The 26,161-nt window shown below is 73.2% G+C and carries 28 protein-coding genes and 1 tRNA gene; 17 read left to right on the forward strand and 12 right to left on the reverse strand.

The features are described 5' to 3' along the window. Window positions 1-22 precede the first annotated feature (22 nt). Window positions 23-313: a lipoyl domain-containing protein gene (locus tag EDC57_RS07790; protein ID WP_148051440.1), complete on the forward strand. Its 291-nt coding sequence runs from the start codon at window positions 23-25 to the stop codon at window positions 311-313. A 94-nt stretch (window positions 314-407) separates the two neighbouring features. On the opposite strand, the gene EDC57_RS07795 is transcribed toward EDC57_RS07790, so the two are convergent. After that, on the reverse strand, window positions 408-683 hold the full coding sequence (locus EDC57_RS07795) for an RNA recognition motif domain-containing protein (RefSeq protein WP_123401312.1): 276 nt from the start codon (window positions 681-683) through the stop codon (window positions 408-410). 215 nt (window positions 684-898) lie between these two features. Then, window positions 899-1,372, reverse strand: a complete 474-nt coding sequence (locus tag EDC57_RS07800) for a bacteriohemerythrin (protein ID WP_123401313.1) — start codon at window positions 1,370-1,372, stop codon at window positions 899-901. 220 nt (window positions 1,373-1,592) lie between these two features. Here EDC57_RS07800 and EDC57_RS07805 point away from each other — a divergent pair, with 220 nt between their 5' ends. From EDC57_RS07805 to EDC57_RS07825, 5 genes are all read left to right on the forward strand, one after another. Further along, complete coding sequence (locus EDC57_RS07805; RefSeq protein ID WP_123401314.1) at window positions 1,593-2,546, forward strand: sigma-54 interaction domain-containing protein; 954 nt, start codon at window positions 1,593-1,595, stop codon at window positions 2,544-2,546. A 225-nt stretch (window positions 2,547-2,771) separates the two neighbouring features. Further along, window positions 2,772-3,104: a DUF2173 family protein gene (locus tag EDC57_RS07810; protein ID WP_211331929.1), complete on the forward strand. Its 333-nt coding sequence runs from the start codon at window positions 2,772-2,774 to the stop codon at window positions 3,102-3,104. 14 nt (window positions 3,105-3,118) lie between these two features. Continuing rightward, window positions 3,119-3,445 carry a DUF2173 family protein gene (locus EDC57_RS07815; RefSeq protein ID WP_123401316.1) on the forward strand — a complete coding sequence of 109 codons (327 nt, stop codon included), beginning with the start codon at window positions 3,119-3,121 and terminating at the stop codon, window positions 3,443-3,445. Window positions 3,446-3,493: 48 nt separating this feature from the next. Then, entirely contained in the window at window positions 3,494-3,880 is a 387-nt protein-coding gene (locus EDC57_RS13320) for an SCP2 sterol-binding domain-containing protein (protein ID WP_211331930.1), read from the forward strand. Between the two features lie 99 nt (window positions 3,881-3,979). Beyond that, window positions 3,980-4,540, forward strand: a complete 561-nt coding sequence (locus EDC57_RS07825; RefSeq protein WP_123401317.1) for a heme-binding beta-barrel domain-containing protein — start codon at window positions 3,980-3,982, stop codon at window positions 4,538-4,540. Here EDC57_RS07825 and EDC57_RS07830 read toward each other — a convergent pair. After that, a complete protein-coding gene (locus EDC57_RS07830) occupies window positions 4,532-4,978 on the reverse strand; it encodes a YaiI/YqxD family protein (protein WP_123401318.1) in 447 nt (148 codons plus the stop codon). The genes EDC57_RS07825 and EDC57_RS07830 overlap by 9 nt on opposite strands. Before the next feature lie 123 nt (window positions 4,979-5,101). Between EDC57_RS07830 and EDC57_RS07835 the strand changes: the two genes are divergently transcribed. Together EDC57_RS07835 and bioA are read left to right on the forward strand one after the other, a co-directional pair. Continuing rightward, a complete protein-coding gene (locus tag EDC57_RS07835; protein WP_123401319.1) occupies window positions 5,102-8,449 on the forward strand; it encodes an error-prone DNA polymerase in 3,348 nt (1,115 codons plus the stop codon). A 68-nt stretch (window positions 8,450-8,517) separates the two neighbouring features. Continuing rightward, window positions 8,518-9,813, forward strand: a complete 1,296-nt coding sequence (gene bioA, locus EDC57_RS07840) for an adenosylmethionine--8-amino-7-oxononanoate transaminase (protein WP_123401320.1) — start codon at window positions 8,518-8,520, stop codon at window positions 9,811-9,813. On the opposite strand, the gene EDC57_RS07845 is transcribed toward bioA, so the two are convergent. Beyond that, window positions 9,789-10,850, reverse strand: a complete 1,062-nt coding sequence (locus tag EDC57_RS07845) for a class II fructose-bisphosphate aldolase (RefSeq protein WP_123401321.1) — start codon at window positions 10,848-10,850, stop codon at window positions 9,789-9,791. The genes bioA and EDC57_RS07845 overlap by 25 nt on opposite strands. An 83-nt stretch (window positions 10,851-10,933) precedes the next feature. Between EDC57_RS07845 and EDC57_RS07850 the strand changes: the two genes are divergently transcribed. From EDC57_RS07850 to EDC57_RS07860, 3 genes are all read left to right on the forward strand, one after another. Then, window positions 10,934-11,698 (forward strand): sulfite exporter TauE/SafE family protein, encoded by a 765-nt coding sequence (locus tag EDC57_RS07850; RefSeq protein WP_123401322.1) that lies wholly within the window; start codon window positions 10,934-10,936, stop codon window positions 11,696-11,698. A gap of 62 nt (window positions 11,699-11,760) precedes the next feature. Next, window positions 11,761-11,835 (forward strand) — tRNA-Val (locus EDC57_RS07855). Between the two features lie 158 nt (window positions 11,836-11,993). After that, a complete protein-coding gene (locus tag EDC57_RS07860) occupies window positions 11,994-12,599 on the forward strand; it encodes a hypothetical protein (protein ID WP_123401323.1) in 606 nt (201 codons plus the stop codon). Here the strand turns inward: EDC57_RS07860 and EDC57_RS07865 are convergent. Continuing rightward, window positions 12,574-13,581: an SGNH/GDSL hydrolase family protein gene (locus tag EDC57_RS07865; protein WP_170165074.1), complete on the reverse strand. Its 1,008-nt coding sequence runs from the start codon at window positions 13,579-13,581 to the stop codon at window positions 12,574-12,576. The genes EDC57_RS07860 and EDC57_RS07865 overlap by 26 nt on opposite strands. 256 nt (window positions 13,582-13,837) lie before the next feature. Here EDC57_RS07865 and EDC57_RS07870 point away from each other — a divergent pair, with 256 nt between their 5' ends. From EDC57_RS07870 to EDC57_RS07890, 5 genes are all read left to right on the forward strand, one after another. Then, a complete protein-coding gene (locus EDC57_RS07870; protein ID WP_123401325.1) occupies window positions 13,838-14,017 on the forward strand; it encodes a rubredoxin in 180 nt (59 codons plus the stop codon). Between the two features lie 3 nt (window positions 14,018-14,020). Beyond that, window positions 14,021-15,190, forward strand: a complete 1,170-nt coding sequence (locus EDC57_RS07875) for an NAD(P)/FAD-dependent oxidoreductase (RefSeq protein WP_123401326.1) — start codon at window positions 14,021-14,023, stop codon at window positions 15,188-15,190. Continuing rightward, window positions 15,180-15,995, forward strand: coding sequence for a hypothetical protein (locus EDC57_RS07880; protein WP_123401327.1), 816 nt, complete (start codon window positions 15,180-15,182; stop codon window positions 15,993-15,995). The genes EDC57_RS07875 and EDC57_RS07880 overlap by 11 nt, the downstream gene beginning before the upstream one ends. A gap of 78 nt (window positions 15,996-16,073) precedes the next feature. Then, a complete protein-coding gene (locus EDC57_RS07885; RefSeq protein ID WP_123401328.1) occupies window positions 16,074-16,667 on the forward strand; it encodes a cytochrome b in 594 nt (197 codons plus the stop codon). Then, the gene (locus EDC57_RS07890; protein WP_123401329.1) at window positions 16,664-17,254 is read left to right on the forward strand and encodes a YceI family protein; all 591 of its coding nucleotides are present in this window, start codon (window positions 16,664-16,666) and stop codon (window positions 17,252-17,254) included. Before EDC57_RS07885 ends, EDC57_RS07890 begins: the two co-directional genes overlap by 4 nt. Before the next feature lie 82 nt (window positions 17,255-17,336). Here EDC57_RS07890 and EDC57_RS07895 read toward each other — a convergent pair whose 3' ends face one another. Continuing rightward, window positions 17,337-17,573 (reverse strand): CDGSH iron-sulfur domain-containing protein, encoded by a 237-nt coding sequence (locus EDC57_RS07895; RefSeq protein WP_123401330.1) that lies wholly within the window; start codon window positions 17,571-17,573, stop codon window positions 17,337-17,339. Between the two features lie 159 nt (window positions 17,574-17,732). On the opposite strand from EDC57_RS07895, the gene EDC57_RS07900 reads away from it, so the two are divergent. Further along, complete coding sequence (locus tag EDC57_RS07900) at window positions 17,733-18,353, forward strand: gamma carbonic anhydrase family protein (protein WP_123401331.1); 621 nt, start codon at window positions 17,733-17,735, stop codon at window positions 18,351-18,353. A gap of 10 nt (window positions 18,354-18,363) precedes the next feature. Here the strand turns inward: EDC57_RS07900 and EDC57_RS07905 are convergent, their stop codons facing one another. From EDC57_RS07905 to nosR, 6 genes are all read right to left on the reverse strand, one after another. Next, window positions 18,364-18,864 (reverse strand): nitrous oxide reductase accessory protein NosL, encoded by a 501-nt coding sequence (locus EDC57_RS07905; protein ID WP_123401332.1) that lies wholly within the window; start codon window positions 18,862-18,864, stop codon window positions 18,364-18,366. 17 nt (window positions 18,865-18,881) lie between these two features. Beyond that, on the reverse strand, window positions 18,882-19,709 hold the full coding sequence (locus EDC57_RS07910) for an ABC transporter permease (RefSeq protein WP_123401333.1): 828 nt from the start codon (window positions 19,707-19,709) through the stop codon (window positions 18,882-18,884). Beyond that, the gene (locus EDC57_RS07915; protein ID WP_123401334.1) at window positions 19,706-20,638 is read right to left on the reverse strand and encodes an ABC transporter ATP-binding protein; all 933 of its coding nucleotides are present in this window, start codon (window positions 20,636-20,638) and stop codon (window positions 19,706-19,708) included. Before EDC57_RS07915 ends, EDC57_RS07910 begins: the two co-directional genes overlap by 4 nt. Then, on the reverse strand, window positions 20,635-21,918 hold the full coding sequence (locus EDC57_RS07920; protein WP_123401855.1) for a nitrous oxide reductase family maturation protein NosD: 1,284 nt from the start codon (window positions 21,916-21,918) through the stop codon (window positions 20,635-20,637). The genes EDC57_RS07915 and EDC57_RS07920 overlap by 4 nt, the downstream gene beginning before the upstream one ends. 80 nt (window positions 21,919-21,998) lie before the next feature. Then, window positions 21,999-23,876: a TAT-dependent nitrous-oxide reductase gene (gene nosZ / locus EDC57_RS07925; protein WP_123401335.1), complete on the reverse strand. Its 1,878-nt coding sequence runs from the start codon at window positions 23,874-23,876 to the stop codon at window positions 21,999-22,001. A gap of 29 nt (window positions 23,877-23,905) precedes the next feature. Next, window positions 23,906-26,068, reverse strand: coding sequence for a transcriptional regulator NosR (gene nosR / locus EDC57_RS07930; protein WP_123401336.1), 2,163 nt, complete (start codon window positions 26,066-26,068; stop codon window positions 23,906-23,908). Window positions 26,069-26,161: the final 93 nt, after the last annotated feature.

Raw genomic sequence — 26,161 nt, forward strand, 5'->3', positions numbered from 1 at the left:
CCGGGCGGACAATGCGCGCCGCGTGCGCAGCGGAGGGACGGTGGTGGGGGCCATCGTGGACGTGGTGGTGCCGGGAATGCCCGACTGCTGGGAAAGCTGCGGCAACTGCGCCGCCGACGCCCTGGAGGTGGCCGAGATCCTCGTCGCCCCGGGCCAGCGCGTGGAGGCCTGGGAACCGGTGGTGGTGCTGGAGGCGGAGAAGACCGCCTACGACATCCCGACCCCGGATCCCGGAGTGGTCCGCGAGATCCTGGTGCGGCCCGGCGAGCGCGTGACCGTGGGTGCGCCGCTGCTGCGCCTGGAGCGCGACTGATTCCCGCAGGCACAAAAAGGGACCGCCGGCCTGCGGGCCGGCGGTCCCTCGGGGCGCGGCCGCGCCGTCGAGGGCGCGGCCGGCTCCGGGCGGCTCAGAACGCCCGGCGGGCGGGACGGCCGCCGCCGGCGCGGGGGCGCGCCTGGTTCACCTTGATGGTCCTGCCCTGGTAGGAGGTCTCGTTCAGGGCCTTGATGGCCTGATCGGCCTCGGCGTTGTTGGGCATCTCGACGAAGCCGAAGCCCTTGGACTCGCCGGTGTAGCGGTCGGTGATGAGGCTGACGCTCTCCACCTCGCCGTAGGCGTTGAAGGTCTCCCGAAGCTGATCCTCGGTGGTGCTATAGGGCAGGTTGCCGACATACAGTTTCATGCGATCTCTCTTTCTCGCGGGCTGCTTGATCCGGTGATCCCGGCGGCCAGCCCTCGAACCGGCCGGGACGATTCGCCCCTGGGCGGGGCCCTTGCTCGAGGCGCGGGGGCTTTCGTCGGCCGGCACCGCCTGCGGCGGCGCGGGAGATACGGAAGGTCGCGTCAAGAGGCAAGGCGGACTGTACAGGAAAGGACGCCGCCTTGCACGAACTTTCTTCAGGCCCCCTCGCCGAACAGCCGGTCGAGGGTCTTGGCGAGCCAGCCCTTCTCGATCTGGCCCTGCTCGAGGCTCGCCCGCACCCAGGGGGCGTACTTGTGGTCCTCCACCTGGATGTGGCGCAGCAGCCACGTGCGCAGCTCCGCCCGCACCTCGGCGGCCACGTCCTCGCCGCGCTGGAAGCGCTCGCGCCAGTCGCGCACCTCCTGCTGAAAGTGCTCGTGCAGCGCCCTATGCTCCTCGAAGGCCGGATAGCGGGCGCGCGCCATGAGGCGCTCCTCGAAGCTGAAGTGGGTCAGCGTGTAGTCGACGAGATCGTGGAGCGTGGCCGCGATGGCGGCACCGTCACCGGCGCCGATGGCATCGCCCAGCTCGTTGATGTAGTCGACGATGCGCCGGTGCTGCGCGTCGATCTCGGCGATCCCCGTATCCAGTGCCGGGTCCCAGATCCAGTGTCCGTCCTCGCCCGTCATCGCCTGCCTCGCCTGAGTCACCCCACTGCGGCGTCAACATAGCACTTTTCGCCACCGGGCCGCATCGCCCATCGGGAGGGGGCAGGTGCCCGCCGGGACGGGCTACCATAGGGCGCCGGCCGTCAGAGAGGGATGCGGATGGCCAGACCGCGCATCGATCCCTTCCTTGCTGCCGTCGCCGAGCAGCTCGAAGAAGGGCTGGTGCTCTCCGGTGCGACGGATGGAACGCGTGCTCGGCGAGAGCACGGACGGCCCCATCTCCCGCGACCCGCAGATGCTGGCTCTGCTTCGCCGCATCGAACAGGTCGCGCCCACCGAGGCCACGGTGCTGCTGGAGGGGGAGTCCGGCACCGGCAAGGGGGTGATCGCCCGGCTCATCCACACCCGCAGCCGGCGCAAACGCGGCCCGTTCGTCGCGGTTAACTGCGCCGCCATCCCGGAGACCCTCATCGAGGCGGAGCTCTTCGGTCACGTCAGGGGGGCCTTCACCGGCGCCGTCACCGACCGTGAGGGCCGCTTCGCCGCGGCCGAAGGCGGCACCCTGTTCCTCGACGAGATCGGCGAGCTGCCGCTCCATCTCCAGGCCAAGCTGCTCAAGGTCCTGCAGGATCGCACCTACGAGCCGGTGGGATCGAGCCACAGCCGCAGCAGCGACGCCCGCGTGATCTGCGCCACGAACCTCGACCTGCGAGAGGCGGTGCGCCGGGGCCGCTTTCGCGCCGACCTCTACTACCGCATCAGCGTCATCCCCCTCACCCTTCCGCCCCTGCGCGAGCGCAAGGGCGATATTCCGCTGCTCATCGAGCATTTCACCCGCCGCCTCGCCGCCCGGGGCTACACCCCGGCGCGGTTCACCGCCCCGGCGCTGCGCCGGATGTTGGACTACCCGTGGCCGGGCAACATCCGCGAGCTGGAGAACGCCGTCGAACACGCCCTGATCTGCGCCGACGGCGGCGAGGTGACCCCGGAGGACCTGCCGCAGAATCTGCGCACCCCCATGCCCGCGGCCTCCACCCCCGCACCCCCCCGGCCCGCCGCCGACCCCGAGGCGGAGCGGCGCCGCATCCTCGAGGCCCTGCACCGCTGCCGGGGCCGTCGCGCCGAGGCGGCACGTCTGCTCGGCATCGATCGCACCACCTTGTGGCGGCGCATGCGCCGGCTCGGCCTGCGTTGACGTTGCACCACGCAACGCGCGCAGATAACGCACGGGAGATCCGAGAAAAATTCCTCAAGGCGTTGCATGCACCTCGGGGTGATGCAACATTGGACACATATTACATTCTAATATTTTCAGTCACTTAAGCGTTGGCACGCTTCCTGCCTTTCCTCCGATGCCGGCCCCGGGCCGGCCTTTGGACATCCTGTGGAAGCGACACGGAAGGAGGAAGCCATGCCGACCTTGAGCAGATACGACGAGCTGCTGGCGCTGCCCGGCGCCACCGCGGCGGGCGAGTTCAGCGATACCGGCCGGCTGCTCGGCTACCAGGGCAACATCAGCGAGCAGGCGGCCGAGATCGCTGCCATGATGTGCGCCGCCAACCGCCTCATGGGCAACATGCAGGCCAAGGGCTGGAGCGCCTACACCGGCCAGGGCGGCTTCTATCCCGTGCTCGGCTTCGCCGTCTCCGGAGGCCGCTATACCGCCTGCATCATGGGGCGGTACGGGGTCTTCCTGGAGACCGAGAAGGCGGATTTCGACCGCACCTTCGCGACGCTTTCCCGCTACCTCTGAAGGGGGACGAAGAGATGGCCGATCTGGAGAAGCTGCTGAAGATCAAGGGCGTCTTCGCCGCCGGGGAGTTCGGCGACGACGGCACGCTGCTGGCCTATGCGGGCGAGATCACCGACGAGCAGGCGGCGATGGCGGCGCAGATGTGCGCCGCCAACAACGCCATGGCCCGCATGCAGTGCGACGGCTACACCGCGTTCTCCGGCGAGGAGTGGACGCCGCTCCAGGGCTGGGCGCTGACCGGCCCGCAGTTCTCGGTGTGCGTGATGGGCAACGTCGGCGTCTTCGTGCGCAACAGCGAGACGTCGTTCAACGAGATCTTCGCCGCTCTGCGCGCGGCCTGAACGCCGCCGCCCGGCCCCGCCGCGGGCCGGGCGGCGGTGCAGAGGAGGATGTCCCATGAACCCGTTTCTCAGCCCGGCCTGGATGGAGGCCTATCGGGAGGCCTGGAACCGCCATCCCAGCCTCCCAGGCAGCCTCCGCGACTTCAGCGCCGCCATCAAGTATTACGTGGAAGGACGCGAGGGCGAGGCGGTGGAGCTGGGGTCGAGGAGGGCAACGCCATCTCCGCCGGCCCCGCCGGGCGCGCGCGCTACGACTTCGAGATGTGGGCGACCCCCGAGCACTGGCGCCAGCTCGCCACCGGCGGCATCGGGCCGCGCGCGGCGATGATCTCCAAGCGGCTCAAGTTCAAGGGCTCCATGATCACGGCCATGCGCTACATGAAGCCGTTCGAGGAGTCCCTGCGCCTGATGGGCGAGATCCCCACCGCCTGGTGACCCGGCGCGCGGCCGGCGCCCGGATGGGCGGCGTCCCGCCCATCCGCCCCGCGGTGCTACCCTTTCCCTCGTCACGAGACCGACCCGGGGGAGGTGGCCATGGACGCCGAGATCGACTACGGACCGCTGGCGGGGCTCATCGGCACCTGGAAGGGCGAGGAGGGGCTCGACGTCGCCCCGGAGCCCGACGGGCAGGAGGAAAACCCGTTCTTCGAGACCCTCACCTTCGAGGCCGCAGGCACCGTCACCAACGCCGAACGGCAGACCCTCGCCGTGGTGCGTTATCACCAGGTGGTGCGCCGCAAGGCCGACGGCGAGGTCTTCCACGACCAGGTGGGCTACTGGATGTGGGATGCGGAGCGGGGGCTGGTGATGCAGTCCGTCGCCATCCCGCGGGCGGTGTGCCTGCTCGCCGGCGGACGCTTCGAGATCACGCCGGAGGGGGCGACGGTGATCGAGGTGCGCGCCGCACTGGACGATGCCGACTGGGGCATCGTGCAGTCGCCCTTCATGCGCGAGCAGGCCCGGACCGTGGCCTTCGAGCACCGGGTCACGGTGCACGGCGACCGCCTGCACTACCGCGAGACCACGCACCTGGCGATCTACGGCCGGCGCTTCGAGCACACGGACGAGAGCCGGCTGCGGCGCGTCTCAGGCTGAGCGGCGGGCGAGCCAGCGGTCCAGGGCGGCGGCGAAGGCCTGGCGCTCCCGCCGCCCGGGGGCGCTGCCGCCGCCGCGGATCGTGCCCTGCTCGCGCAGGCCCGCAAGGAGGTCGCGGGTGGCCAGGCGCTCGCCGATGTTGTCCTCGGTGTAGAGGGTCCCGCGGGGATCGAGGGCAAGCGCGCCCCGGGCCACGGCCTGCGCCGCCAGCGGGATGTCGGCGGTGACCACGAGATCGCCCGGCTGCACGGAGGCGGCGATGTGGCGGTCGGCGGCGTCGGGGCCGCCCGGCACCACCACCATCTCCACCCCCCGCGGCAGGCGCAGGGGGCGGTTGGCGACGAAGACCAGCGCCACCCCGCTGCGCACCGCCGCCCGCAGCAGGATCTCCCGGATCGGCGCCGGGCAGGCGTCGGCATCGACGTGGATCGCGGACATCCCGACCTCCCTTCCGCCCCGCCGACGTTAGCCCCCCGCCGGCACAGGCACAAGGGCGCGGGCTTGCCCTCTCCGCCCGATGCCTGTTCAAATGAACAGGTTCCACCCCGTCCGGGAGCGGTCGTGGCCCCGCCCTACGCCGAGCTGCACTGCCTCAGCAACTTCACCTTCCTGCGCGGCGCCTCCCATCCGGAGGAGCTGGTGGCGCGCGCCGCGGCGCTGGGCTACGCGGCGCTGGCGATCACCGACGAGTGCTCCCTGGCCGGAGTGGTGCGGGCGCACCGGGCCGCCCGCGAGCACGGGCTGCACCTGATCGTCGGCAGCGAGATTGCCCTCGAGGACGGCCCGAGCCTGGTCATCCTGGCCACCGATCGCGCAGGCTACGGCCGTCTCTCGGCCCTCGTCACCCGCGGCCGGCGCCGCGCCCCCAAGGGCCGCTACCGCCTCGCCCGCGCCGACCTCGCCGACGGCCTGCCGGGCTGCCTCGTCCTGCTGCTGCCGGAGGATCCGCCCGAGCCGGAGCACGCGGCGTGGGTGGCCGCCACCTTCCCGGGCAGGGCCTGGATCGCGGTGGAGCTCCACCTGGGCGGCGACGACGCGGCACGCCTCGCCGCCCTCCAGCGGCTGGGCACCGCGGCCGGCCTGCCGCTGGTGGCCGCCGGCGGCGCGATCATGCACGTGCGCGCCCGCCGCGCGCTGGCCGACGCCCTCACCGCCATCCGGCTGCGCCGGCCGCTGCCGGAGCTCGGCCATGCCCTCGCCCCCAACGGCGAGCGCCACCTGCGCCGCCGCGAGGTCCTCGCCCGGCTCTATCCGGCGCCCCTGCTGGCCGAGACCGTGCGCATCGCCGCCCGCTGCCGCTTCTCCCTCGATGCGCTGCGCTACGAGTACCCCGAGGAGCTGGTGCCGCCGGGCGAGACGCCCTCGCGCCACCTCGCCCGCCTGACCTGGGCGGGCGCCCGCCGGCGCTGGCCCGACGGCATCCCCGAGCGGGTGCGGCGGCAGATCGAGCACGAGCTCGCCCTCATCGCCGAGCTCCGCTACGAGCCCTACTTCCTCACCGTCCACGACATCGTCCGCTTCGCCCGCGGCCGCGGCATCCTCTGCCAGGGACGCGGCTCGGCGGCCAACTCGGCGGTCTGCTACTGCCTCGGCATCACCGAGGTGGACCCGGCGCGCATGGAGACGCTGTTCGAGCGCTTCGTCTCGCGCGAGCGCGACGAGCCCCCCGACATCGACGTGGACTTCGAGCACGAGCGGCGCGAGGAGGTGATCCAGTACATCTACCGCAAGTACGGCCGCGACCGGGCCGCGCTCGCCGCCTCCGTCATCACCTACCGCCCGCGCAGCGCCGTGCGCGACCTCGGCTTCGCCCTCGGCATCGACCGCGCCCAGATCGACCGCCTCGCGAAGAACCTCGCCTGGTGGGACCGGGGCCGCGGGATGACGGCCCGCATCGCCGAGGTGGGCCTCGACCCCGCAAGCCCCGTGCTGCGCCGGCTGCTGGCCCTGGTGGACGAGCTGGTGGGCTTCCCCCGGCACCTCTCCCAGCACGTGGGCGGCTTCGTCATCTCCCGCGGCCCGCTCCCGGAGCTGGTCCCGGTGGAGAACGCCGCCATGCCGCAGCGCACCGTCATCCAGTGGGACAAGGACGACCTCGACGCCCTCGGGCTGCTCAAGGTGGACGTCCTCGCCCTCGGCATGCTCACCGCCCTGCGCAAGACCCTGGCGCTCACCGCGGCGCGCGGCGGACCGGCGCGGCTCGAGGACATCCCCCCGGAGGACCCCGCCACCTACGAGATGATCGCCCGCGCCGACACCGTGGGCGTGTTCCAGATCGAGTCCCGCGCCCAGATGGCGATGCTGCCCCGGCTGCGACCGCGCTGCTTCTACGACCTCGTGATCCAGATCGCCATCGTCCGTCCGGGCCCGATCCAGGGCGACATGGTCCACCCCTACCTGCGGCGCCGGCAGGGACTGGAGCCGGTGGACTACCCCTCGGAGGCGGTGCGCCGGGTGCTGGGGCGCACCCTCGGCGTGCCCATCTTCCAGGAGCAGGTGATCCGGCTCGCCATGGTGGCCGCGGGCTTCAGCGCCGGCGAGGCCGACCGGCTGCGCCGGGCGATGGCGGCCTGGCGGCGCAAGGGCGAGCTCGCCCCCTTCCGCGAGCGGCTGCTCGCCGGCATGCGCGAGCGCGGCTACGCGCCGGAGTTCGCCGAGCGCATCTTCCGCCAGATCCAGGGCTTCGGCGAGTACGGCTTCCCCGAGTCCCACGCCGCGAGCTTCGCCCTGCTCGCCTACGCCTCCGCCTGGCTCAAGCGCCATCACCCCGCGGCCTTCTTCTGCGCCCTCCTCAACAGCCAGCCCATGGGCTTCTACGCCCCCGCCCAGCTCGTGCGCGACGCCCGCCGCCACGGCGTCGAGGTCCGCCCGGTGGACGTCACCGCCAGCCATTGGGACTGCACCCTGGAGGACCCCCCCGCGCCGGAGGAAAGGGCGGAGCAGAACCCCACCCTCCCGGCGCCGGAGGAAAGGGCGGAGCACAGCCCCGTCCTCCCCGCATCGCAGGGAGCGTCAGGGAGGGGCACCTCCCTCCCCGCCCCACGAGGAGGATCGGAGAAGGGCACCCCCCTCCCCGCATCGCGGGGAGGGCCAGGGAGGGGCTTCCCCCTCCCCGCATCGCGGGGAGGGACGGGGAGGGGCCAACCTCAGAACCAGCACCGTTCCTTCGCCCCCCTCCCCGCATCGCGGGGAGGGACGGGGAGGGGCCCAGCGCTCCGCCTCGGCCTGCGCCTGGTCAAGGGCCTCGGCGAGGCCGCCGCCCGCCGCATCGAGGCCGCCCGCGCCGAGGCCCCCTTCACCGACGTCGACGACCTCGCCCGCCGCGCCCGCCTCGACCGCCGGGCCCTCGCGGCCCTGGCCGAGGCCGACGCCCTGCGCCGCCTCGCAGGCCACCGCCGCCGCGCCCGCTGGCAGATCCTGGGCGCCGACCCCGACGCCCCCCCCATGGCGCCGCCTCGGGCGACGCCCCCGCCCCCCCTCGCCCCCGCCCCCGAGGGCGAGGAGATCGTGGCCGACTACGCCGCCACCGGCCTCAGCCTGCGCCGCCACCCCCTGGCCCTGCTGCGGGGACGGCTGCGCCGGCTCGGCTGGCGCCGCACCGCCGCCCTCGCCCTCCTCCGCGACGGCGACCCGGCCCGCATCGCCGGCCTCGTGGTCACCCGCCAGCGCCCCGGCTCGGCCTCCGGCGTCGTCTTCCTCACCCTCGAGGACGAGAGCGGGCAGGCCAACGTCATCCTCCGGCCGCGGCTCGTCGAGCGCGAGCGCCGCGCCGTGCTCGGCGCCCGGCTCCTCGCCGTCTCCGGCAAGATCCAGCGCGAGGGCGAGGTCGTCCACCTGCTGGCACGCCGCATCGAGGACCTCTCCCCCCTCCTCGGCGCCCTGCCCGTGGCCTCGCGGGACTTCCACTGACCGCACCGCGGAGATGGCAGAATGCCCCGGCGGGCATGGTGCCCGCCTGTGATGCACGGGACGCCCCCATGAACGCCGACGACCTCGCCTTCGACCGCGAACACCTCTGGCACCCCTACGCCACCATGACCGACCCGCCGCCGGTCTACCCCGTGGTGGCGGCCGAGGGGGTGCGGCTGCGCCTCGCCGACGGGCGCGAGCTCATCGACGGCATGGCCTCGTGGTGGTGCGTGATCCACGGCTACCGCCACCCGGTCCTCGACGCCGCCCTGCGCGAGCAGCTCGAGGCCATGGCGCACGTCATGTTCGGCGGCATCACCCACCCGCCCGCGGTCGCCCTCGGGCGGCGCCTGGTGGAGATCACGCCCGCGCCCCTGACCCGCGTCTTCTTCGCCGACTCGGGCTCGGTGGCGGTGGAGGTGGCGATCAAGATGGCGCTGCAGTACTGGATCGGGCGGGGCGAGCCGCGCCGGCGCCGCCTCCTCACCATCCGCGGCGGCTACCACGGCGACACCTTCGCCGCCATGTCCGTGTGCGATCCCGTCACCGGCATGCATCACCTCTTCCGCGGCGTGCTCCCGCAGCAGCTCTTCGCCCCCCGGCCGCGCTCGCGCTTCGACGGCCCCTGGGACGAGGCGGACGTCGCGCCCCTGGCCGAACTGCTGGCGCGCCACGGCGGGGAGATCGCCGCCTTGATCCTCGAGCCCGTGGTGCAGGGGGCGGGCGGGATGTGGTTCTACCACCCGGCCTATCTGCGGGCGGTGCGGCGGCTGTGCGACGAGCACGGCGTGCTCCTCATCGCCGACGAGATCGCCACCGGCTTCGGCCGCACCGGGCGGCTCTTCGCCTGCGAGCACGCCGGCGTCAGCCCCGACATCCTCTGCCTCGGCAAGGCCCTCACCGGCGGCTACATGACCCTCGCCGCGGTGCTCGCCACCGACGAGGTGGCGCGTGGGACCTCGGCCGGCGAGGCCGGCTGCCTCATGCACGGCCCCACCTTCATGGCCAATCCCCTCGCCTGCGCCGTCGCCCGCGCCAGCATCGACCTGCTGCTGGGCCAGGACTGGCGCGGGCGCATCGCCGCCATTGAGACGGGGCTGCGCGAGGGCCTCGCCCCGGCGCGGGAGATCCCGGGGGTGGCGGACGTGCGCGTGCTCGGCGCCATCGGGGTCGTGGAGATGGTGGAGCCGGTGGACGTGCCCGCCCTGCAGGCGCGGCTGGTGGAGGCGGGGGTGTGGCTCCGTCCCTTCGGGCGGCTGGTCTACATGATGCCGCCCTACGTGATCGCGGACGACGATCTCGCCACCCTCACCGCCGCCACCTGCCGCGTGCTCGCGGCCTATGCGTCGTCGATGAGCTCGTAGTCGATGCTGATGCGGTCGCCGGCCACCGGCCGGAAGCGCTCGTCGGCGTAGCGCACGTGCTCGGGGTGGTCGCGATAGGTGGTGATCACGGGCTCGCCGGCGAAGCGCACCAGCCAACAGTAGCGGTAGCGGGCATCCGCGCGCAGGGCGCGTCCCGTGACCACGCGCCGCACGCCCGGGATCGACCCCAGCACCCGCCGGCCTTCGGCCATGCGCGCCAGCGCCTCCGCCTCGTCGATGCCCTCGACGTTGTAGACGATGAGGTGCTCCACCTCGCGCCAGGGGCGGCAGGCGGCGCGCGCGTCCGCCGCCCGCCCCGCGGCCCCCAGGGCCTCGCAGCGGCGGCGCACCTCCGCGGCCACGGCGGCGCGCCCGGCCGCAAGCGCCGCGGCCTCGTCGAGGGCGGCGCCGCCCGCCACCGCGGCCGCACCGCCCGCGACGAGGGCACGCAGCACGTCGGCGCCGGGCGGGTCCTCGACCTCCACCACCAGCGGCACCGGCACCGCCGCGGCGACCGCCTCCAGCGAGGCCGGATCCGGGACGCGCCCTGGCGCCGGGGCGAGCACCAGGGCGTCGACCCCGGTCTCGGCCACGAAGCGGGCCGCCGCCTCGGGATCGGCCGTCCCGGCGGGCCAGGCGCCCTCCACCGCGACGCCGGTGGCCCGCGCCAGCGCCACCACCTCGCGGACGCGGGCGCGGTCCCCCGCCGGGGCCGGCGCCGCGGCGTCGAGCGCGATGCCGCCGCAGCCGAGGGCCACGGCACGCCGGGCGGCCTCGACGCCGCTTGCGCGGCGCCAGCGGATCGCCACCGGCACCGAGGCCCGCCGCGCCGCCGCCACCATCGCCGGCAGCAGCAACGCCGGGTCCACGAGCTCGGCATCCGGCTCCGCCAGACCCAGGATCACCGGCGCGGCGGCCTCCTCGGCGCCCGCCATGACGCCCTCCAGGGAGGCGAGCCCGCGCACGTCGAAGACCCCCACCGCATAGCCCGCCCCCCGCGCGTGGCGGAGCAGGTCGCCAAGGTGAACCCGTGCCATCGGTCGCTCCTCCCTCCTCGTGACCGGTCGGGATGATGCCGCCGCCGATGACGGCGGTCCAGCGCCGCCGCTAAGATCGGCCCATGCCCCCGCTCCTCCCGGAAACGCCCTGGCCCCTGGCCGCCGCCATCCTCGCCCTGGCCGGCCTCGTCCACGGCACCCTCGGTGTCGGCTTCCCCCTCACCGCGACCCCGCTGCTGGCCGTGTTCACCGACGTGCGCGCCGCCATCCTCCTGACGCTGCTGCCGACGGTGGTGGTCAACGTCCTCAGCATCGCCCGCGGCGGGCGCTGGTCCGAGAGCCTCGGCCGCCACTGGCCGCTGGCGGTCCTCATCCCCGCCGGCACCGTCCTGGGCACGGCCCTGCTGGCGCGGGTCGATCCGGCCCCCTTCCGGCTCCTCCTCGCGGCCGTGATCGGCCTCTATCTTCTCAACCGGCGCGAGCGCCATCCCGCCTTCGCCTGGGTCCGCCGCCACCGTCTCGCCGCCTACGGCCTCTTCGGCCTCGCCGCGGGCTTCCTCGCCGGCACCGTCAACGTCATGGTGCCGCTGCTGGTGATCCTCGGTCTGGAGCTGGAGATGCCGCCGCGGGTCATGGTGCAGGTGTTCAACCTGTGCTTCCTCACGGGGAAGCTGACCCAGATCGGGACCTTCGCCACCCTCGGCGCCCTCACCCCCGCGCTGCTGGGCGCGGCGGCGCCGCTCGCCCTGGTCGCTGCTGCCGCGCTGCTCGTGGGGATGCGGCTGCGCGAGCGCATCGCCGTCGAGACCTACCGCACGCTCCTGCGGCGGCTCCTCGCCGTCCTTGCGGTGGTCCTCGTGGCGCAGTTCCTGCTCGAACGCGGCTGAGCCGCGCCCGGCAGGCGTTGACCGCCGCCGGCGCGGGCACTACACTTTGCGGCCTTCGCGGCGGGCGGTTAGCTCAGCGGGAGAGCACTGCCTTCACACGGCAGGGGTCGCTGGTTCGATCCCAGCACCGCCCACCATCCCCACCGCGGGGCGCCGCCCCGCGCCTACCCCTCGCTCCTGCCCCCCCGCCCGGGATACCCCATCCGGACCGCAGCGGGCGCGCGATCCTTGCGGCACAGTAGGGCCAGGCGGCCGCGCGCCGCCGCCCGACGACGCACAGGACAGGGGGGACACCGTGACCGCAAGAATCGTTCGCTTCCTGGCCTCCATCCTGCTCCTCGCCGTCGGCGCCTCGGCAGGAGCCGCCGAGCGGCTGCAGCCCTACGTCCTGGCGTCCGTGCGCCAGGCCGCCCTCGCCGAGGCCCTCGGCGCGGAGCGTCCGTTCGGCTCCAGGAAGGGGCTCACGGTCGAGAAGCTGCGCAAGTACCACTACATGGTGGCCATGCCCTACTTCACGGACCCGGTCCTGCTCGCCGACCACGGCAGCCAGGAGGCCGCCGTGCAGGCGGTGGAGGCCGGGCTTGCCGCCGGGGCCGGCGGCACCGCCAAGGTCTACCGGGTCGACCTCCCCGGCGGCCGCGCCACCTTGTTCGGGGTCGCCCTGCGCGAGGGCGACGGCGCCGATGCGCGTGTGATGGCGGTGTGCGACCGCGCCCCCCTGCGGCACACGCCGCACCTGCCCTACGAGATCCTCGTCACCGGCGGCAAGGCCTACGCCCTCCATGGCAAGTTCCGCATCGCCCTCAGCTTTCCCGACCTCGGCCTCGGCACCTTCATGAAGATCTCCGGGGCACCCGACGCCATCGCGCGGGCGCTCACCGCCGCGGCCGGCGGGTCGTGACCGCGCCCCGCCCCCGCGCAAGGCGCGGGGCGAGCAGGAGCAGGCCGGGCAGGAGCAGCCAGGCCAGAGGCGGCTCGGGCAGCGCCCGCAGCACCGTCTCGGCGGCGATGCGATGTCCCGCCGCGGTGGGATGGATGGCGTCCCAGAAGAGATGGGCGCCGGGGTCCGCACACACCGCGAGCGCAGGATCCGGCTCCCCGAAGCGCAGGCAGGGTGTGGTGACGTCGGCGAGGCCGAACGCGGCGGGATCGGCGGCCACCGCCCGCATGGTCCCGAAGACATCCACCCGCGTCAGGTCCAGCCCCGGGATGGTGGCCTCCAGCAGATCCAGCCCGGCGGCGAGGGCGGCGTTGAAGCCGGCGGCGAGCGCGCTCGCCTGGGCCGCCACCCCGGCCGCCGCCGCCTCGGGGGTCATGCCCAGGTCCGGCGCGCCGAGGACCACGAAGTGCCGCGCCCCGGCCGCGGCGAGGTCACCGATGAGGGTGGCGATCCGCCCCGCGGCGGCGGCGACGGCCGCCGTGGGGTCCGGCAGGGCGGCGGCATCGCGCAGGTCGTTGGCGCCGCCCCAGATCCAGAACAGGGGATTCCCCGGGACGACGCCGCCGACGTCCGCGAGGTAGAGGGCGGCCTGGTCGGCCAGGGTCAGGGGCAGGCCCGTGCCGCTCGCCGGCCCGGTGCGGGCGCCGCCGAGGGCGTAGTTGGTGCCGCCGGCGAGGCTCGGCGCCAGCGGCAGCCCCAGGGCCGAGGCCACCTGCTCCGCCGCCACCGCACCGTCGGAGAACCGGCCCGACCCATAGGGGAGCGAGGGCACCGGATCGAAGGGGGGCGACGCGCTCGCTCCGCCGCTCAGGATGAGGGCGTTGCCGCCGTCCGAGAGGCTGTCCCCCAGCACCACCATCCCGGTGTAGGGCAGCGCCGCCGCCGTTCCGGCACCGAGGAGCAGGAGCACACCGAGCCAGCCGCAGACCATCCTCCGGGCCATGATCCGATCTCCCTCCGACAGGACCCGATCCATGGGCTGTGCAAGATCAGGGCCGACCCACGCCGTCTCCGGTCATGGAAACCTCTTGTTTCCGCATGTTATGAACGATACCTGAGGTCGTTTGTGATATCGTGCGGCCGGCCGGTCTCGGCGGCGCCCGCTCGACTGTCAAATTCCTCGACACCCGCGGGGAGGCAGGCCGGGCCCGGGCGCGCTACCCTTGCCCCCGGTATCGCAGCAACGCAAGGAGACGTCCATGAGGAAATGGCGCTGCATCGTCTGCGGCTTCATCTACGACGAGGCGGCGGGACTGCCCGAGGAGGGCATCGCCCCCGGAACCCGCTGGGAGGACATCCCGGACGACTGGACCTGCCCGGAGTGCGGGGCCGCCAAGTCCGACTTCGAGATGGTGGCCCTCGACGAGGCCTCGGGCTGAGCCGTGGCCGCGGGCGCGACCGATCCCGTCGTCATCGTCGGCACGGGGCTTGCCGGCTACACCCTGGCGCGGGAGCTGCGCAAGCTCGATGCCGAGACCCCGCTGGTGCTGGTCACCGCCGACGACGGGGCCTTCTACTCCAAGCCGATGCTGTCCAACGCCCTCGCCGAGGGCAAGGACGCCGACGCCCTCGTCCTCGACACCGCCGAGGGGATGGCGGCCAAGCTCGGGGCGCGCATCCTCACCGGGACGCCGGTGGAGCGACTCGACCCCGCGGCGCGCACGGTGCACACCGCCGCCGGGCCGCTGCGCTACCGGGACCTGGTGCTGGCGGTGGGCGCCGTGCCCATCCGCCCGCCGATGGCGGGCGAGGGCGCCGGGGAGGTCCTCTCCGTCAACAACCGGCAGGACTACGCCCGCTTCCGGACCCGTCTCGAGGGCGCCCGCCGGGTCGCCATCATCGGGCCCGGCCTCATCGGGTGCGAGTTCGCCAACGACCTTCTCGCCGCGGGCCGCGCGCCCACGGTGATCGGACCCGACCCCTGGCCGATCTCGACCCTGCTGCCCGAAGCCGCCGGGCGCGCCCTCGCTCGCGGCCTCGAGGCGGCCGGCGTGCGGCTGCTGCTCGGGCGGACCGTGCCGCGGGTGGAGCGCGCCGACGGCGGCCTGCGCCTGCAGCTCGACGACGGCGGCGGGGTGGAGGCCGACCTCGTCCTCTCGGCGGTGGGGCTGCGCCCGGACACGCGCCTGGCCGAGGCGGCGGGCCTCGAGGTGGGGCGGGGCATCCGGGTCGACCGCTTCCTGCGCACCTCGGCGCCCCACGTCTACGCCCTCGGCGACTGCGCCGAGGTGGAGGGCCGGGTGCTGCCCTTCGTGATGCCCATCATGCACGGGGCGCGCGCCCTCGCCCGCACCCTGGCGGGCGAGCCCACGCCGGCGACCTATCCGCCCATGCCGGTGGTGATCAAGACCCCGGCGCACCCGGTGGCGGTGCTCCCGCCCCCGCCCGGCGAGGGCGCGTGGCGCCTGACCGACGAGGACGGCGGCGTGCGCATGCTCTGGGTGGCCGCCGACGGCACCCTGCAGGGCTTCGCCCTCACCGGCCGCCATGCCGCCGAGCGCCAGCGCCTCACCGCGCGCGTCGGGCAGCCGGCCGCGGACGATGGCGGCTGAAGGCCGCGGCCTGCGGCGGGCGCGGGTGCTTGCGGCGCCCGCCGCCTGGCTCCTCGTCCTGCTCGCGCTGCTCACCCTCCTGACCCTGCTGCCGCCCGCCCGCACGGCCCTGGAGGGGCGCCTGGAGGCGGGCAGCCACCGTGCGCTCGCGGCCTTCGCCGTCGCGCGCGGCATCAACGCGGCGATCTCCGTGATCCAGGAGACCGAGATCGGCCTCAGCCTCGGGATCAACATCACCACCGAGCCCGGGCAGGCCCTGGATCCGGTCAACGACCTCGTCGAGCGCTTCTCCCTCGCCGCCCTCGCCGGGGCTGCCGTCCTCGCCGTCCTCCGCCTGCTGCTGGCGCTGTTCGGCGACCCCGTCCTCGTCGCCGCCCTCTGGGTCGCGGGTGGGGCGGCGGCGGGGCTCGCCCTGGCCGGACGGGCGCGCCTCGCCGCCGCGGTGCAGCGGCCGCTGGCAGCGGTGCTGGCGCTGTGGCTCTTCGTCCTCGCCACGCCCATCGCCACCGACCTCGTGCACCGGGCGCCGCCGGTGCGGGACCGCGCCGAGGCGGCGGCGGCGGCCCTGGAGGCGGCGCGGGCGCGGCTCGCCCGCTTCGACCTCACCGCCGCCACCCCCGACCGCGAGACCGTGCGCGGCTGGCTCGCCGAGGCCCAGGCCCTCGCCGACACGCTGGCCGAGCAGGCCGTGCTCGCCCTCGCGGTGCTGCTGCTGGAGACCGTGGTGGTGCCCCTCGCCGCGCTCTGGCTCGGCCTGCGGGCGGTCGGCGCCCTCCTGCGCCCGCTCCCCGTTCGAAACCCCTGAAGGGCTCGCTCATCAAAGCTCGCTGTCCTCCGGCGGGCCGCTCCGCTAGGCTTGGCCACGGTGAGGGAGGGAGGCCGGGTGCAGATTCGCAACACAAGGCAGTGCTTCGGCTGGGTCGCCATCACCCTGCACTGGGTGACGGCGGCGGCGGTGCTTGCGCTCTTCCCCCTGGGGGTGTGGATGGTGGACCTGGACTACTACCATCCCTGGTACAACCGCGCCCCCGCCCTGCACGTCTCCGTGGGCATGACGCTGCTCGCCCTGATCCTGGTGCGGATCGGGTGGCGTCTCGCCAACCCCGTGCCCGCCTTCGAGCCGGGGATGCCGGCCTGGGAGCGGCTCGCGGCGCGCGCGGCCCACTACGCCATGTACGCGCTGCTGCTGGTGGTCACGCTCTCGGGGTACCTGATCCCCACCGCCGACGGCAAGGCGGTGGCGGTGTTCGGGCTCGTGGAGGTGCCGGCCCTGCCGTGGCGGCCCGCCCGCCAGGAGGACCTCGCCGGGCTCGTGCACCGCTGGGCGGCCTGGACCCTCATGGGGGTGGCGACGCTGCACACCCTCGCCGCCCTCAAGCACCACTTCCTGGACCGGGACCGGACCCTCGTGCGCATGCTCCGGCCCGGCCCTGCCGACGCGAACCGACCGACGGATGATAGGGAGGAACAGGCATGAAGAGGACGATCCGCAACACCCTCGTGGGCATCGCCGCCCTTGCGGCCGCCGCCGGGGCACAGGCCGCACCCGAGCGCTACGCCCTCGATCCGGCGCACACCTTCATCACCTTCGAGGTGAGCCACATCGGCTTCTCGTGGATGCCCGGGGTGTTCCGGGAGTTCGAGGGCTCCATCATCTTCGACCCGGATGATCCGTCCGCGAGCCGGGCCGAGTTCACGGTGAAGACCGCGTCGCTGACCACCTTCCACGCGGAGCGCGACAAGCATCTGCGCGAGCGCCCCGGCCTGTTCGAGGTGGCCGCGTTCCCGGAGGCGCGCTTCGTCAGCACCGGCTACGAGCGCACCGGCAGCGGCGAGGGCCTGCTCCACGGCGAGCTGACCATCAAGGGCCGCACGCGGCCGGTGACCTTCAAGGTCCAGGAGATGGCGGCGCGCAAGGACCCGTGGGGCAACTTCCGCCGGGCCTTCTCGGCCGAGACGGAGGTCAGGCTCACCGACTTCGGCATCACCTTCTTCGCCGACAACAAGATCCCCGTGCCCACCACGGCCCGGATCCGGGTCGCGGTGGAGGCGCTGCGCCAGTAGTCCCGCGGCACCCCGCAGGCGGTGCGAGAAAAAGCGAAGGGGCCCGCGGGCCCCTTCGCCTTTCCCCTCGCCGGCGCCGGCCTCAGAGGGCCTTGTGCGATCCGTCGCAGAAGGGGGGCGTCCCGGTGCGCTTGCACATGCACAGCGCCACCTCCTTCCGCGCCTCCAGGGTGAACTGCACCGGCCGGATGTCGGTGGTCTTGTGGGAACCGTCGCAGAAGGGCTGGTTGGCGCTGAGGCCGCAGGCGCACCACCAGTACTCGCCCGCATCCAGGGTCATCACCATCGGCTCCCTGGCCGCGATCTTCGCCTCGCTCATGGCTTGCTGTCCTCCCTCGTGGCAACGGACCTCCGTCCGGATCCAGTCTAGCCGCGGCCGCGCCGGTGCGGGTGAAAAGGTTTCGCACGCACCCTTCAGCACGTCTGAACGGCCCCCCCTATACTGTCCGCCACCCCAACGTTTGTCCCGGAGGCTCCCATGGCCGCGCATCCACACCGCCCCCAGGTCTACGCCATCGACGGCGTCGTCCCGGTGATCGAGCCGGGCAGCTTCGTGCACCCGAGCGCCGTGATCATCGGCGACGTCCTCCTGCGCACCGGCTGCTACGTCGGGCCCCATGCCTCCCTGCGCGGCGACATGGGCCGCATCGTCGTCGGCGCCGGCAGCAACATCCAGGACGGATGCATCGTCCACGGCTTCCCCGGCGGCGAGACGGTGATCGGCGAGAACAGCCACATCGCCCACGGCGCCGTCATCCACGGCTGCATCCTCGGCGCCAACGTGCTCGTGGGCATGAACGCGGTGGTCATGGACGAGGCCGAGGTGGGGGAATCGGCCTTCGTCGCGGCCATGGCCCTGGTGCCTGCGGGGCGGCGCATCCCGCCCGGGCATCTGGCCGCCGGGGTGCCCGCCCGCGTGGTGCGGGAACTCACCGCGGAGGAGCGCGCCTGGAAGCGGGGCGCCACCGCCGAGTACCAGCACCTGACCCGTCGCAGCCTCGCCACCCTGCGACCCGCCGAGCCGCTGGCCGCGGTCGAGCCCGACCGGCCGGCCCTGCAGCCGCTGCCCCTCGACCCCCTGCACCGGAGCCGCCGCTGACGGCGGCGCCTCAGCCCCCGGCAGGCCCCGGCAGGCGGGCGATGAGGTCCACCGTGAGGTCCTCGAAGCGCAGCACCCGCGCCCCCGGATACCGGGCGGCGAAGGCCTCGGCGTCGTCGCGCCGGGCGAAGGAGGCCAGGGTGTGGCCCATGGCCCCCTTGAGGGGATGGCCGACCACGTACCAGGCCTTGCGCCCGTCCACGAGATGGCGGTCGTCCGGCGCCTCCCAGGGGCTTTGCGCCATGTCGTGCACGTAGAGGGCCTGGACCTGGCTGCGGTGCTCCGGGTCCAGCGCCCAGGCGAAGAGGTCGCGCGTCGAGCAGAACTTCAGCACCCGCCCGGCGGCGTCCACGGCCTCCCCCTTGGGCCCAGGGAAGCGGCGGATGAGCATCCCGCAGAGGTGGCAGGTCTCGCCCTCGGCGATGGGCTCGGGCCCCGCCACCCGCTGCTCGGTGCCGCCCCCGCAGCCCGCAAGCGCCGCCGCCAGCATCACGCACGCCCACCAGCGCATCCTTCCCCCCTCCCCGTTCAGAGCCTTCGCCGCCGAAAGGACCACACCGCCCCCGCCAGCGGAAGCACCGTCCACGCCACCAGCGCCGCCGCGAGCACCGCAGGCCGCAGGCCGGCCTGCACCGCCACCGAGGCCACGCCCGCATAGGCGGCGCCCGCCTCGGTGGCCGCGAGGTTGAGCACGCGGAAGACGTCGGCCGGATTGAGCAGCAGCAGATAGCCGAGGAGCCGGCCCGGCATCCGCCCGCCGCCCCCCACCAGGGCCCCGAGCAGGGCGAGATCGAACACGAGGACGAAGACGAACCAGAGCACCAGCGCCATCGCCGCCGCCCGCCCCTTGTCCCGCGCCCGCACGCTGATGAGGAGCCCCATGGCCGTGAAGGCCGCCCCCAGGAGCAGGGCCGAGGCGATGAAACGGGCGAAGGCCGCGGCCAGTTCCCCCGCCGGGGCCGCCCCCGCGAGCCCCAGCACCGCACCGGCGAGCCCGAACCCCACCACCGTCGCCAGGGCAAGCCCCGCCCCCGCGCCCCAGAACTTGCCGAGGACGAAGGCGGTGCGGCTGACCGGGTAGCTCAGCAGCAGCAGCAGCGTGCCGCGCTCGGCCTCGCCGACGATGGCGTCGTAGGACTGCAGCAGCGCCACCAGCGGGATGAGGAAGATGCCGAGGCTCGCCAGGCTCGCCATGGTGGCGGCGAGGGACTGGAAGCCCAGCGTCCCCGCGGCGGCCCCGCCGAGGAAGGCGATGCCGACGGCGAAGACGAGGAAGACCGCCGTCAGCGCCAGGACCCAGCGGTCGCGCAGGCCGTCGCGAAGCTCCTTCACGGCCACCGCGAGCACCACCCTCACGGCGCCGCCCCCTCGGTCTCGTCGGCGCGCCGCGACAGCTGCGCGTAGATCTCCTCCAGCGTCGGCTCGTGGACGTGGAGATCCCGCACCGAGGCGTCGCCGGCGAGCGCCCGCAGCACCGCCATCTTGGCCTGCGCCGCCACCTCCAGCCGCCACCCCGCCCCCTCGCGGGCGAGGCGTGCGTCGTGGGCGCGCGCCAGGGTCTCGAGCCGGGCCCCGTCGCCGCCCTCCACCTGGATGCGCACCGGCAGCCCGAGGGCGCGCCCCAGCTCGCGGGGCGTGCCCGCGCCCACCACCCGGCCGCGGCGCAGCACCACGGCACGGCCGATGCGCCGCTCGAGCCCCGCGAGCACGTGGGAGGTCACCAGCACCGCGCAGCCGCCCTCGCGGACCGCGTCCAGCAGCCGGTAGAACTGGGCCGTGGCCACCGGGTCGAGGCCCACCGTCGGCTCGTCCAGCAGCAGCAGGCGCGGCCGCCCCATGAGCGCCTGCGCAAGCCCCAGCCGCTGGCGCATCCCCTTGGAATAGCCGCCGACGCGGCGGTCCGCCGCCTCCGCGAGCCCCACCTGCTCGAGGATGCGATCCGCCTCGCGCCGGGGCACCCCCTTCAGGCGCGCCAGGTAGTGCAGCACCTCCCGCCCGCTGAGGGCGTCGTAGAAGGCCACGTTCTCGGGCAGGAACCCCACCCGGGCCCGCGCCCGCCAGCCCGCCTCGCCGCGGGGATCGGCGCCGAGGGTCAGGACCCGCCCCGCATCCGGCGCCACCAGCCCGAGGAGCAGCTTCATGACGGTGGTCTTGCCGGCGCCGTTGTGGCCGAGGAGCGCCACCGCCTCGCCCGCGCCCACCTCGAGGCTGACCCCGTCGAGGGCGACCACGCGCCCGAAGCGGCACACCACCCCCTCGAGGCGGGCCCCCGCCGGCTCGGTCATGACGGCTGCGCCGGCGCCGGCGGCTGCACCAGCGGGTGGCTGTCGCGCACCCCGGGCGGCCGCAGCACCGGAAAGACCCGCTGCGCCCATCGCAGGACCTCCACCGCCGGGCTGTGCATGAACACCCGCGCCAGCGGATATCGCCACAGAATCAGGTCGACGCCGTCGTTGGGCTCGTGGGGCACCTCGCCGATGCCGTCGCCGTCGAGGTCCCAGCCGAGGTAGTCGCTCCAGTAGTTGCCGCGCCCGCCCTCGGACCACTCCTGCGGGCGCGTGGCCACGTACTTGACCTGGCGGCGGTTGCCGCTGAAGACGTTGCCGGCGAAGACGTTGTCCTCGGACCCGGCGGTGATGTGGACGCCGATCTCGGAGTCGGCGAAGACGTTGTCCACGATGCGGTTGTAGACCGAGTTGTAGATGAACAGGGCCTTGCCCTCGGCGCCGGCCACCGCCGCCCCGGCGCCGGGGTCGCGGCCGCGCCGCACCCGCCGCACCACGTTGCCCCGGATCTCCGAGTAGTTGATGTAGTTCATGAGGATGCCGTAGTTCTCGTCGTCCTCGGAGACGTTGCCGACCACGGTGAGATGGTCGGACTGCATCAGCGCGTAGCCGCAGCGGGTGCGCGTCGTGCGGTTGCCCTCCAGCCGGTTGTGCTGCGAGTACATGTAGTGCACCCCGAAGCGCAGGTCGTGCATGCGGTTGCGCGCGATGCGCGTGCCCCGGGTGTTGTCCAGATAGACCCCGTCACGGGTGCCCCAGATCTCGTTGTCCTCCACCACGCCGTCGGTGACGTTGAAGAGGTGGATGCCGTTGCCGCGGTCCTGCGAGCGAAGCCGCGCCGCGCCGTGGATGCGGTTGCCGCGGATGACCGGCCCCGCCGCGGCGTGGACCCAGATCCCGAACAGGTTGTTCTCGAACCGGTTGCCGAGCACGCGAAGGCCCGCGGCCGAGCGCTCCGCGAAGATCCCCGCGTGCTGCTTCGTGAGGCTCTTGCCGGAGTTGCGGATCTCGAGGTTGCGGATCGTGACCCCCGCGGCCCGGACCCGGATCACGTCCCCGGCCCCGCCGCCGTCCACCACCGCACCCGGGAGCCCCTCGAGGGTCACGGCGCGGCCCACCACCACGCCGCCCCGGTGCACGCCCGGGGCGAGCCGCAGGACGTCGCCGTCGCGGGCCTCGGCAAGCGCCTCCGCAAGCCCCGCACCCCCTGCCGGCACGGCCACGACGCCGGCCTGTGCCGCTGCCGCGAGGAGCCAGAGCAGAAGGAGCCTCCGCAGCATCATCACGCACCGGGAAGGGCCGGGGCGGCCGGAGGCCGCCCCGGCCCCGGGGGCGCCGCGCCCCCGGGCCGGACCGCGCCTTACGGCTCCACCAGGAGCCGGCCGCGCATCTCCAGGTGCAGGGCGTGGCAGAACCACTGGCAGTAGTACCAGTAGACGCCCGCCTTCTCCGCCTTGAAGGTCACGGACGAGGTCTGCTGCGGACCGATCTCTATGGCGATGCCGTGGTCGCACAGGGTGAAGCCGTGCGTGAGGTCCTCGATCTTGTCGATGTTGGTGATGGTGATGGTGACCTCGTCGCCGCGCCGGACCCGGATCTCGTTGAGCCCGTAGCGCGGCGCGCTGGAGGTCATGTAGACGCGGACCCGATTGCCGTCGCGGATGACCTTGTTGTCCCGCTCCAGCACCACCCCGTCCCGCTTCGCCATCTCCACCGTCTCCGCGAAGTAGGGATCCTTGCGGTCCCAGATCTTGCGCACAGTCTTGAGCTTGCTGCGGTGGACCATGATGGCGTCGTGCGGCTCCGGGAAGGTGGGCCCGTCGTGCACGAGCTCCATCCGCTCGCCCGAGATGTCGATGAGCTGGTCGTTCTCGGGCTTCAGCACGCCCACGTTGAGGTAGCGGTCCTTGGAGAACTTGCACAGCGAGACCAGCCACTTGCCGTCGGCCTCCTTGGTCTCGGCCATGCTCGCCTTGAGGTGGCCGGGCTGGTAATGGACGTCGATCTTCTGCCGGATGTAGTTCACCTTCTCGCCCTTGTAGGCGCGGATGGCGTCGGCGATGTTCCACTTCACCACCTGGCTGTCGATGAACAGCGTGGTGTAGGCGTTGCCGCGCCCGTCGAAGGTGGTGTGCAGCGGCCCGAGACCCAGCTCCGGCTCGGCCACCACCACGTCCCGCGGGTCCTTCAGCTCGCCGGCGAACCACTTGTCCACCAGCTCGATGGAGATCACGGTGCAGGTGGGCGAGAGCTTGCCGTTGGCGATGAAGTACTTGCCGTCCGGCGAGGTGTTGACCCCGTGCGGGCTCTTGGGGGTGGGCACGTACAGGGTGTAGGGGGTCCTGCCGCGCCCGTCCACCACCGGCACCTTCGAGTCGCCGAGGGTGATGTACTTGCCCTCGCGCACCGCCTGCTCGATGCGCGGGATGTTGAAGATCACCGTCCAGTCGCGCTCGGCGGCCATCATGCCGGCGAGATCCACGGCACCCTCCGCGTTGTAGCAGGTGGCCGCGGCGTACTTGCCCGAGTAGTCGGTGTCGGTGTTGTCGAGGTTGCCGTCGACGATCACCTGCCACTTGATCTCCATGGTGTCGGCGTCGACGGCGGTGTAGAGGGTGTAGTACTTCTCGGGCTCGTCGAGGATGCTGCCGTCATTCGGGTGCGGGATGCGGAACTCGCCGTTGCAGAAGACGTAGCCCGTGCGCGGCACCTTCTGCAGGCGCAGGCCGTGGATCGCCTGCACGTTGGGGATCCCGATGACCTTGTCGGTCTTCATCACGTCGCAGCGGATGCGCGCGATGCGCGTGTTGGCCTTGTCGTTGACGAACAGGTAGCGCCCGTCGTAGGTGCCGTCCGTGTAGCTCATGTGGACGTGGTGGGTATCGCCGTTGGGCGGCGCATCCGGGCCCAGGACGCGCTTGCTCTCGTTGGTCAGGCCGTACCCGCTGGCCCCGTCGTAGTTGAAGACGGGGATGCGCATCAGCTCCCGCATCGACGGGATCCCCAGGATGCGGACCTCGCCGCTGGGCCCGCCGCTCCAGAAGCCGTAGTACTCGTCCAGCTCCCCGGGCGGCACCACCGTCTTCTCGATCGCGGAGGCCTTCGCCGCGCGCACCGGCGCAAGCCCCGTGGCCGCGATGCCGGCACCCAGGGCACCCACCGCGGCGGTGTTGCGCATGAACTCGCGACGGCTCAGGTTCGGAAGCCGCCGGGTCTCCTTCTCCTTCCCCTTCTTCATGGCGCGTCTCCTCTTCTCCTCGTGACATGTCACCCCACGTCGGCGGTTCTCACCGCCGCCTCTTCTCCTTGCGGAGAACCCTTGCCGGCGCCGCGCTTGGCACGCCGCCGCCTCGCCACCAGCGGCGGGCAGCGCCGGTCGTCGAAGTAGGTCACCTGGCAGTCCAGGCAGTAGTGGCACTCGTTGAGATTGATCCGGCCGTCCGGATGGATCGCCTGGACCTCGCACTCGTTGCCGCAGAGCCGGCAGGGACTGCCGCACTCCCGGCGCCGCTTGAGCCACTCGAACAGATGCAGCCGCCCCGGGACCACCAGGGCCGCCCCCAGGGGACAGAGGTAGCGGCAGTAGAACTTGCGGTTGAACACGCTCGCCACCAGCAGCCCCGCGGCGTAGAGCACGAACGGCCACTCGCGCTGGAAGCGCAGCATGATCGCAGTCTTGAAGGGCTCGACCTCGGCGTAGCGCTCCGCGGTCGCCATGGACTCCAGGGAGATGCCGAAGAGCACGAGCAGGATGACGTACTTCAGCGCCCACAGGCGCTCGTGCACCGCAAACGGGATGCGGATCTGGCGCACCCCGAGGCGCACGGCGATCTCGTTGATGAGCTCCTGCAGGGCGCCGAAGGGGCAGAGCCAGCCGCAGTAGATGCCCCGCCCCAGCAGGAGCAGCGTCGCCGCGACGAAGATCCAGAGGATGAAGATCATCGGATCCATGAGGAAGAGCTCCCAGCGGAACTCATGGATCACGGCGTTGATGAAGGTGAAGACGTTGACCACCGAGAGCTGCGCGAGCCCGTACCAGCCGATGAAGAAGAGGGTGTAGACGAGGTAGAGGTGGCGGACGTTGCGCAGCAGGCGCGGCCGGCGCGCCAGCGGCTCCTGGAAGACCAGGATCAGGACCAGCGCCCCCAGCCCCGCGAGCAGCACCGCGACGTCGAAGCGCCGGTTGCGCCAGACCGAGACCCACATGGGCTCGCCCTCGCCGGCCTCCTCCGCCGCCGGCTGCGGCCGCTCCAGGAAGGCCTCGGGCGTCTCGTAGCCGGCGGTGAAGCTGGTGAAGACGCTCTTGACCGGGCCCACCTGCCGGCGCACCAGCAGCTCCAGCTCCCACGGCGTGCCGGGGTCGAACTCGAACCCCTTGCGGATGACGAAGATCGCCATCTCGCGGAAGGTCGGGATGCCGTCGGCATAGACGTCGGCGAGGCGGTAGTAGTCCAGATCGTGGAAGGTGATGAGCTGCCCGTCCTGGCGCAGCTGCACGCGGTCGAAGATGCCGCCCCGCACGTAGCCCGAGCCCTTGAAGGAATAGAGGCCGTTGGCCATCACCGCAATGGCGTGCTCACCCTCCTCGAGCGTCTCCATGAGCCAGCGGTACTGCTCCTCGCCGAGGAGGTTGCGGCCCACGGTGGGCGGGTTCAGATAGGCGTAGTAGAGGTCGATGAAGGTCTCGTCGCGGGCCTCGGGGGGCGCGTCGCCCACGCCCTCCCCGGCGGTGCCGCGAAAGGCGTCGTCCACCTCGCCGCGGGTGAGGTGCAGACGGCGCACCGCGCCCGCGCCCAGCAGATCCGACCAGCCCCGGGGCTCGAAGACGTCCATGCGGACCTTCGCCCGCGCCGCCGTCGCCACGCCCACCTCGGCGATGCCGCGGCTGGCGGCCACCTTGCGCGCCGCGCGCATGATGGTCTGGTTGACCACCATCACGGTCACGGTGGCGCCCGTGACCGCGTCGACGCGGTCGAACCCGGGCGGCGCCTTGCTCCCCACGGCGATGCGGTCGGTGACCTTCTTGCCCCGATACTGGGCGGCGAAGTCGAAGAGGCGCTGCTCCGGGATGCCCACGAGGAGGATGGGCTCGTGGTGCTCCAGGACCAGCGCGCCGCGGATCACGCCCTCGCGGTCGAGGCCCACGAGGAGATTCACCGGCTTGCCCGAGTAGGCCGGGATGGGGGCGATGTCGACGGTCTCGAAGACGTAGCCGAGGAGCTCGTCGCCGGCGTAGACGGGCTGCGCCGGCGGATCGCCCTCGCGCTCGCCGACGCGGGTCGCCTGGGGGAAGAAGCCGCGGATCTCCGGGGCCACCTCGGCGCGGACGTCATGCCCGGGCAGCAGCGCCGCAACCAGCACCAGGAGCAGCAGGAGCAGACCCGCTCCCCCGGCCCGCCGCCCGGCACCGCGCCCCACCCGACCGCTCATCGCCACCCTGGCCCCCTGCCCCCGTGGTGCGCATCCCTCCATCTCAATATAGCTTCTCCCCTGTATCCTGCCATGCACATCTCCCAATTCAAT

This window comes from Inmirania thermothiophila (assembly GCF_003751635.1).
GTDB lineage: Bacteria > Pseudomonadota > Gammaproteobacteria > DSM-100275 > DSM-100275 > Inmirania > Inmirania thermothiophila.

Bases quoted from the DNA above. Each gene is read 5' to 3' on its own strand.
- nosR (WP_123401336.1), bottom strand. From the start codon at position 26,068: ATGAGCGGTCGGGTGGGGCGCGGTGCCGGGCGGCGGGCCGGGGGAGCG.
- EDC57_RS13320 (WP_211331930.1), top strand. From the start codon at position 3,494: ATGTCCCATGAACCCGTTTCTCAGCCCGGCCTGGATGGAGGCCTATCG.
- EDC57_RS07870 (WP_123401325.1), top strand. From the start codon at position 13,838: ATGAGGAAATGGCGCTGCATCGTCTGCGGCTTCATCTACGACGAGGCG.
- EDC57_RS07865 (WP_170165074.1), bottom strand. From the start codon at position 13,581: ATGGCCCGGAGGATGGTCTGCGGCTGGCTCGGTGTGCTCCTGCTCCTC.
- EDC57_RS07800 (WP_123401313.1), bottom strand. From the start codon at position 1,372: ATGACGGGCGAGGACGGACACTGGATCTGGGACCCGGCACTGGATACG.
- bioA (WP_123401320.1), top strand. From the start codon at position 8,518: ATGAACGCCGACGACCTCGCCTTCGACCGCGAACACCTCTGGCACCCC.
- EDC57_RS07795 (WP_123401312.1), bottom strand. From the start codon at position 683: ATGAAACTGTATGTCGGCAACCTGCCCTATAGCACCACCGAGGATCAG.
- EDC57_RS07815 (WP_123401316.1), top strand. From the start codon at position 3,119: ATGGCCGATCTGGAGAAGCTGCTGAAGATCAAGGGCGTCTTCGCCGCC.
- EDC57_RS07880 (WP_123401327.1), top strand. From the start codon at position 15,180: ATGGCGGCTGAAGGCCGCGGCCTGCGGCGGGCGCGGGTGCTTGCGGCG.
- EDC57_RS07920 (WP_123401855.1), bottom strand. From the start codon at position 21,918: ATGCTGCGGAGGCTCCTTCTGCTCTGGCTCCTCGCGGCAGCGGCACAG.
- EDC57_RS07915 (WP_123401334.1), bottom strand. From the start codon at position 20,638: ATGACCGAGCCGGCGGGGGCCCGCCTCGAGGGGGTGGTGTGCCGCTTC.
- EDC57_RS07830 (WP_123401318.1), bottom strand. From the start codon at position 4,978: ATGTCCGCGATCCACGTCGATGCCGACGCCTGCCCGGCGCCGATCCGG.
- EDC57_RS07890 (WP_123401329.1), top strand. From the start codon at position 16,664: ATGAAGAGGACGATCCGCAACACCCTCGTGGGCATCGCCGCCCTTGCG.
- EDC57_RS07825 (WP_123401317.1), top strand. From the start codon at position 3,980: ATGGACGCCGAGATCGACTACGGACCGCTGGCGGGGCTCATCGGCACC.
- EDC57_RS07895 (WP_123401330.1), bottom strand. From the start codon at position 17,573: ATGAGCGAGGCGAAGATCGCGGCCAGGGAGCCGATGGTGATGACCCTG.
- nosZ (WP_123401335.1), bottom strand. From the start codon at position 23,876: ATGAAGAAGGGGAAGGAGAAGGAGACCCGGCGGCTTCCGAACCTGAGC.
- EDC57_RS07900 (WP_123401331.1), top strand. From the start codon at position 17,733: ATGGCCGCGCATCCACACCGCCCCCAGGTCTACGCCATCGACGGCGTC.
- EDC57_RS07845 (WP_123401321.1), bottom strand. From the start codon at position 10,850: ATGGCACGGGTTCACCTTGGCGACCTGCTCCGCCACGCGCGGGGGGCG.
- EDC57_RS07805 (WP_123401314.1), top strand. From the start codon at position 1,593: ATGGAACGCGTGCTCGGCGAGAGCACGGACGGCCCCATCTCCCGCGAC.
- EDC57_RS07905 (WP_123401332.1), bottom strand. From the start codon at position 18,864: ATGCGCTGGTGGGCGTGCGTGATGCTGGCGGCGGCGCTTGCGGGCTGC.
- EDC57_RS07850 (WP_123401322.1), top strand. From the start codon at position 10,934: ATGCCCCCGCTCCTCCCGGAAACGCCCTGGCCCCTGGCCGCCGCCATC.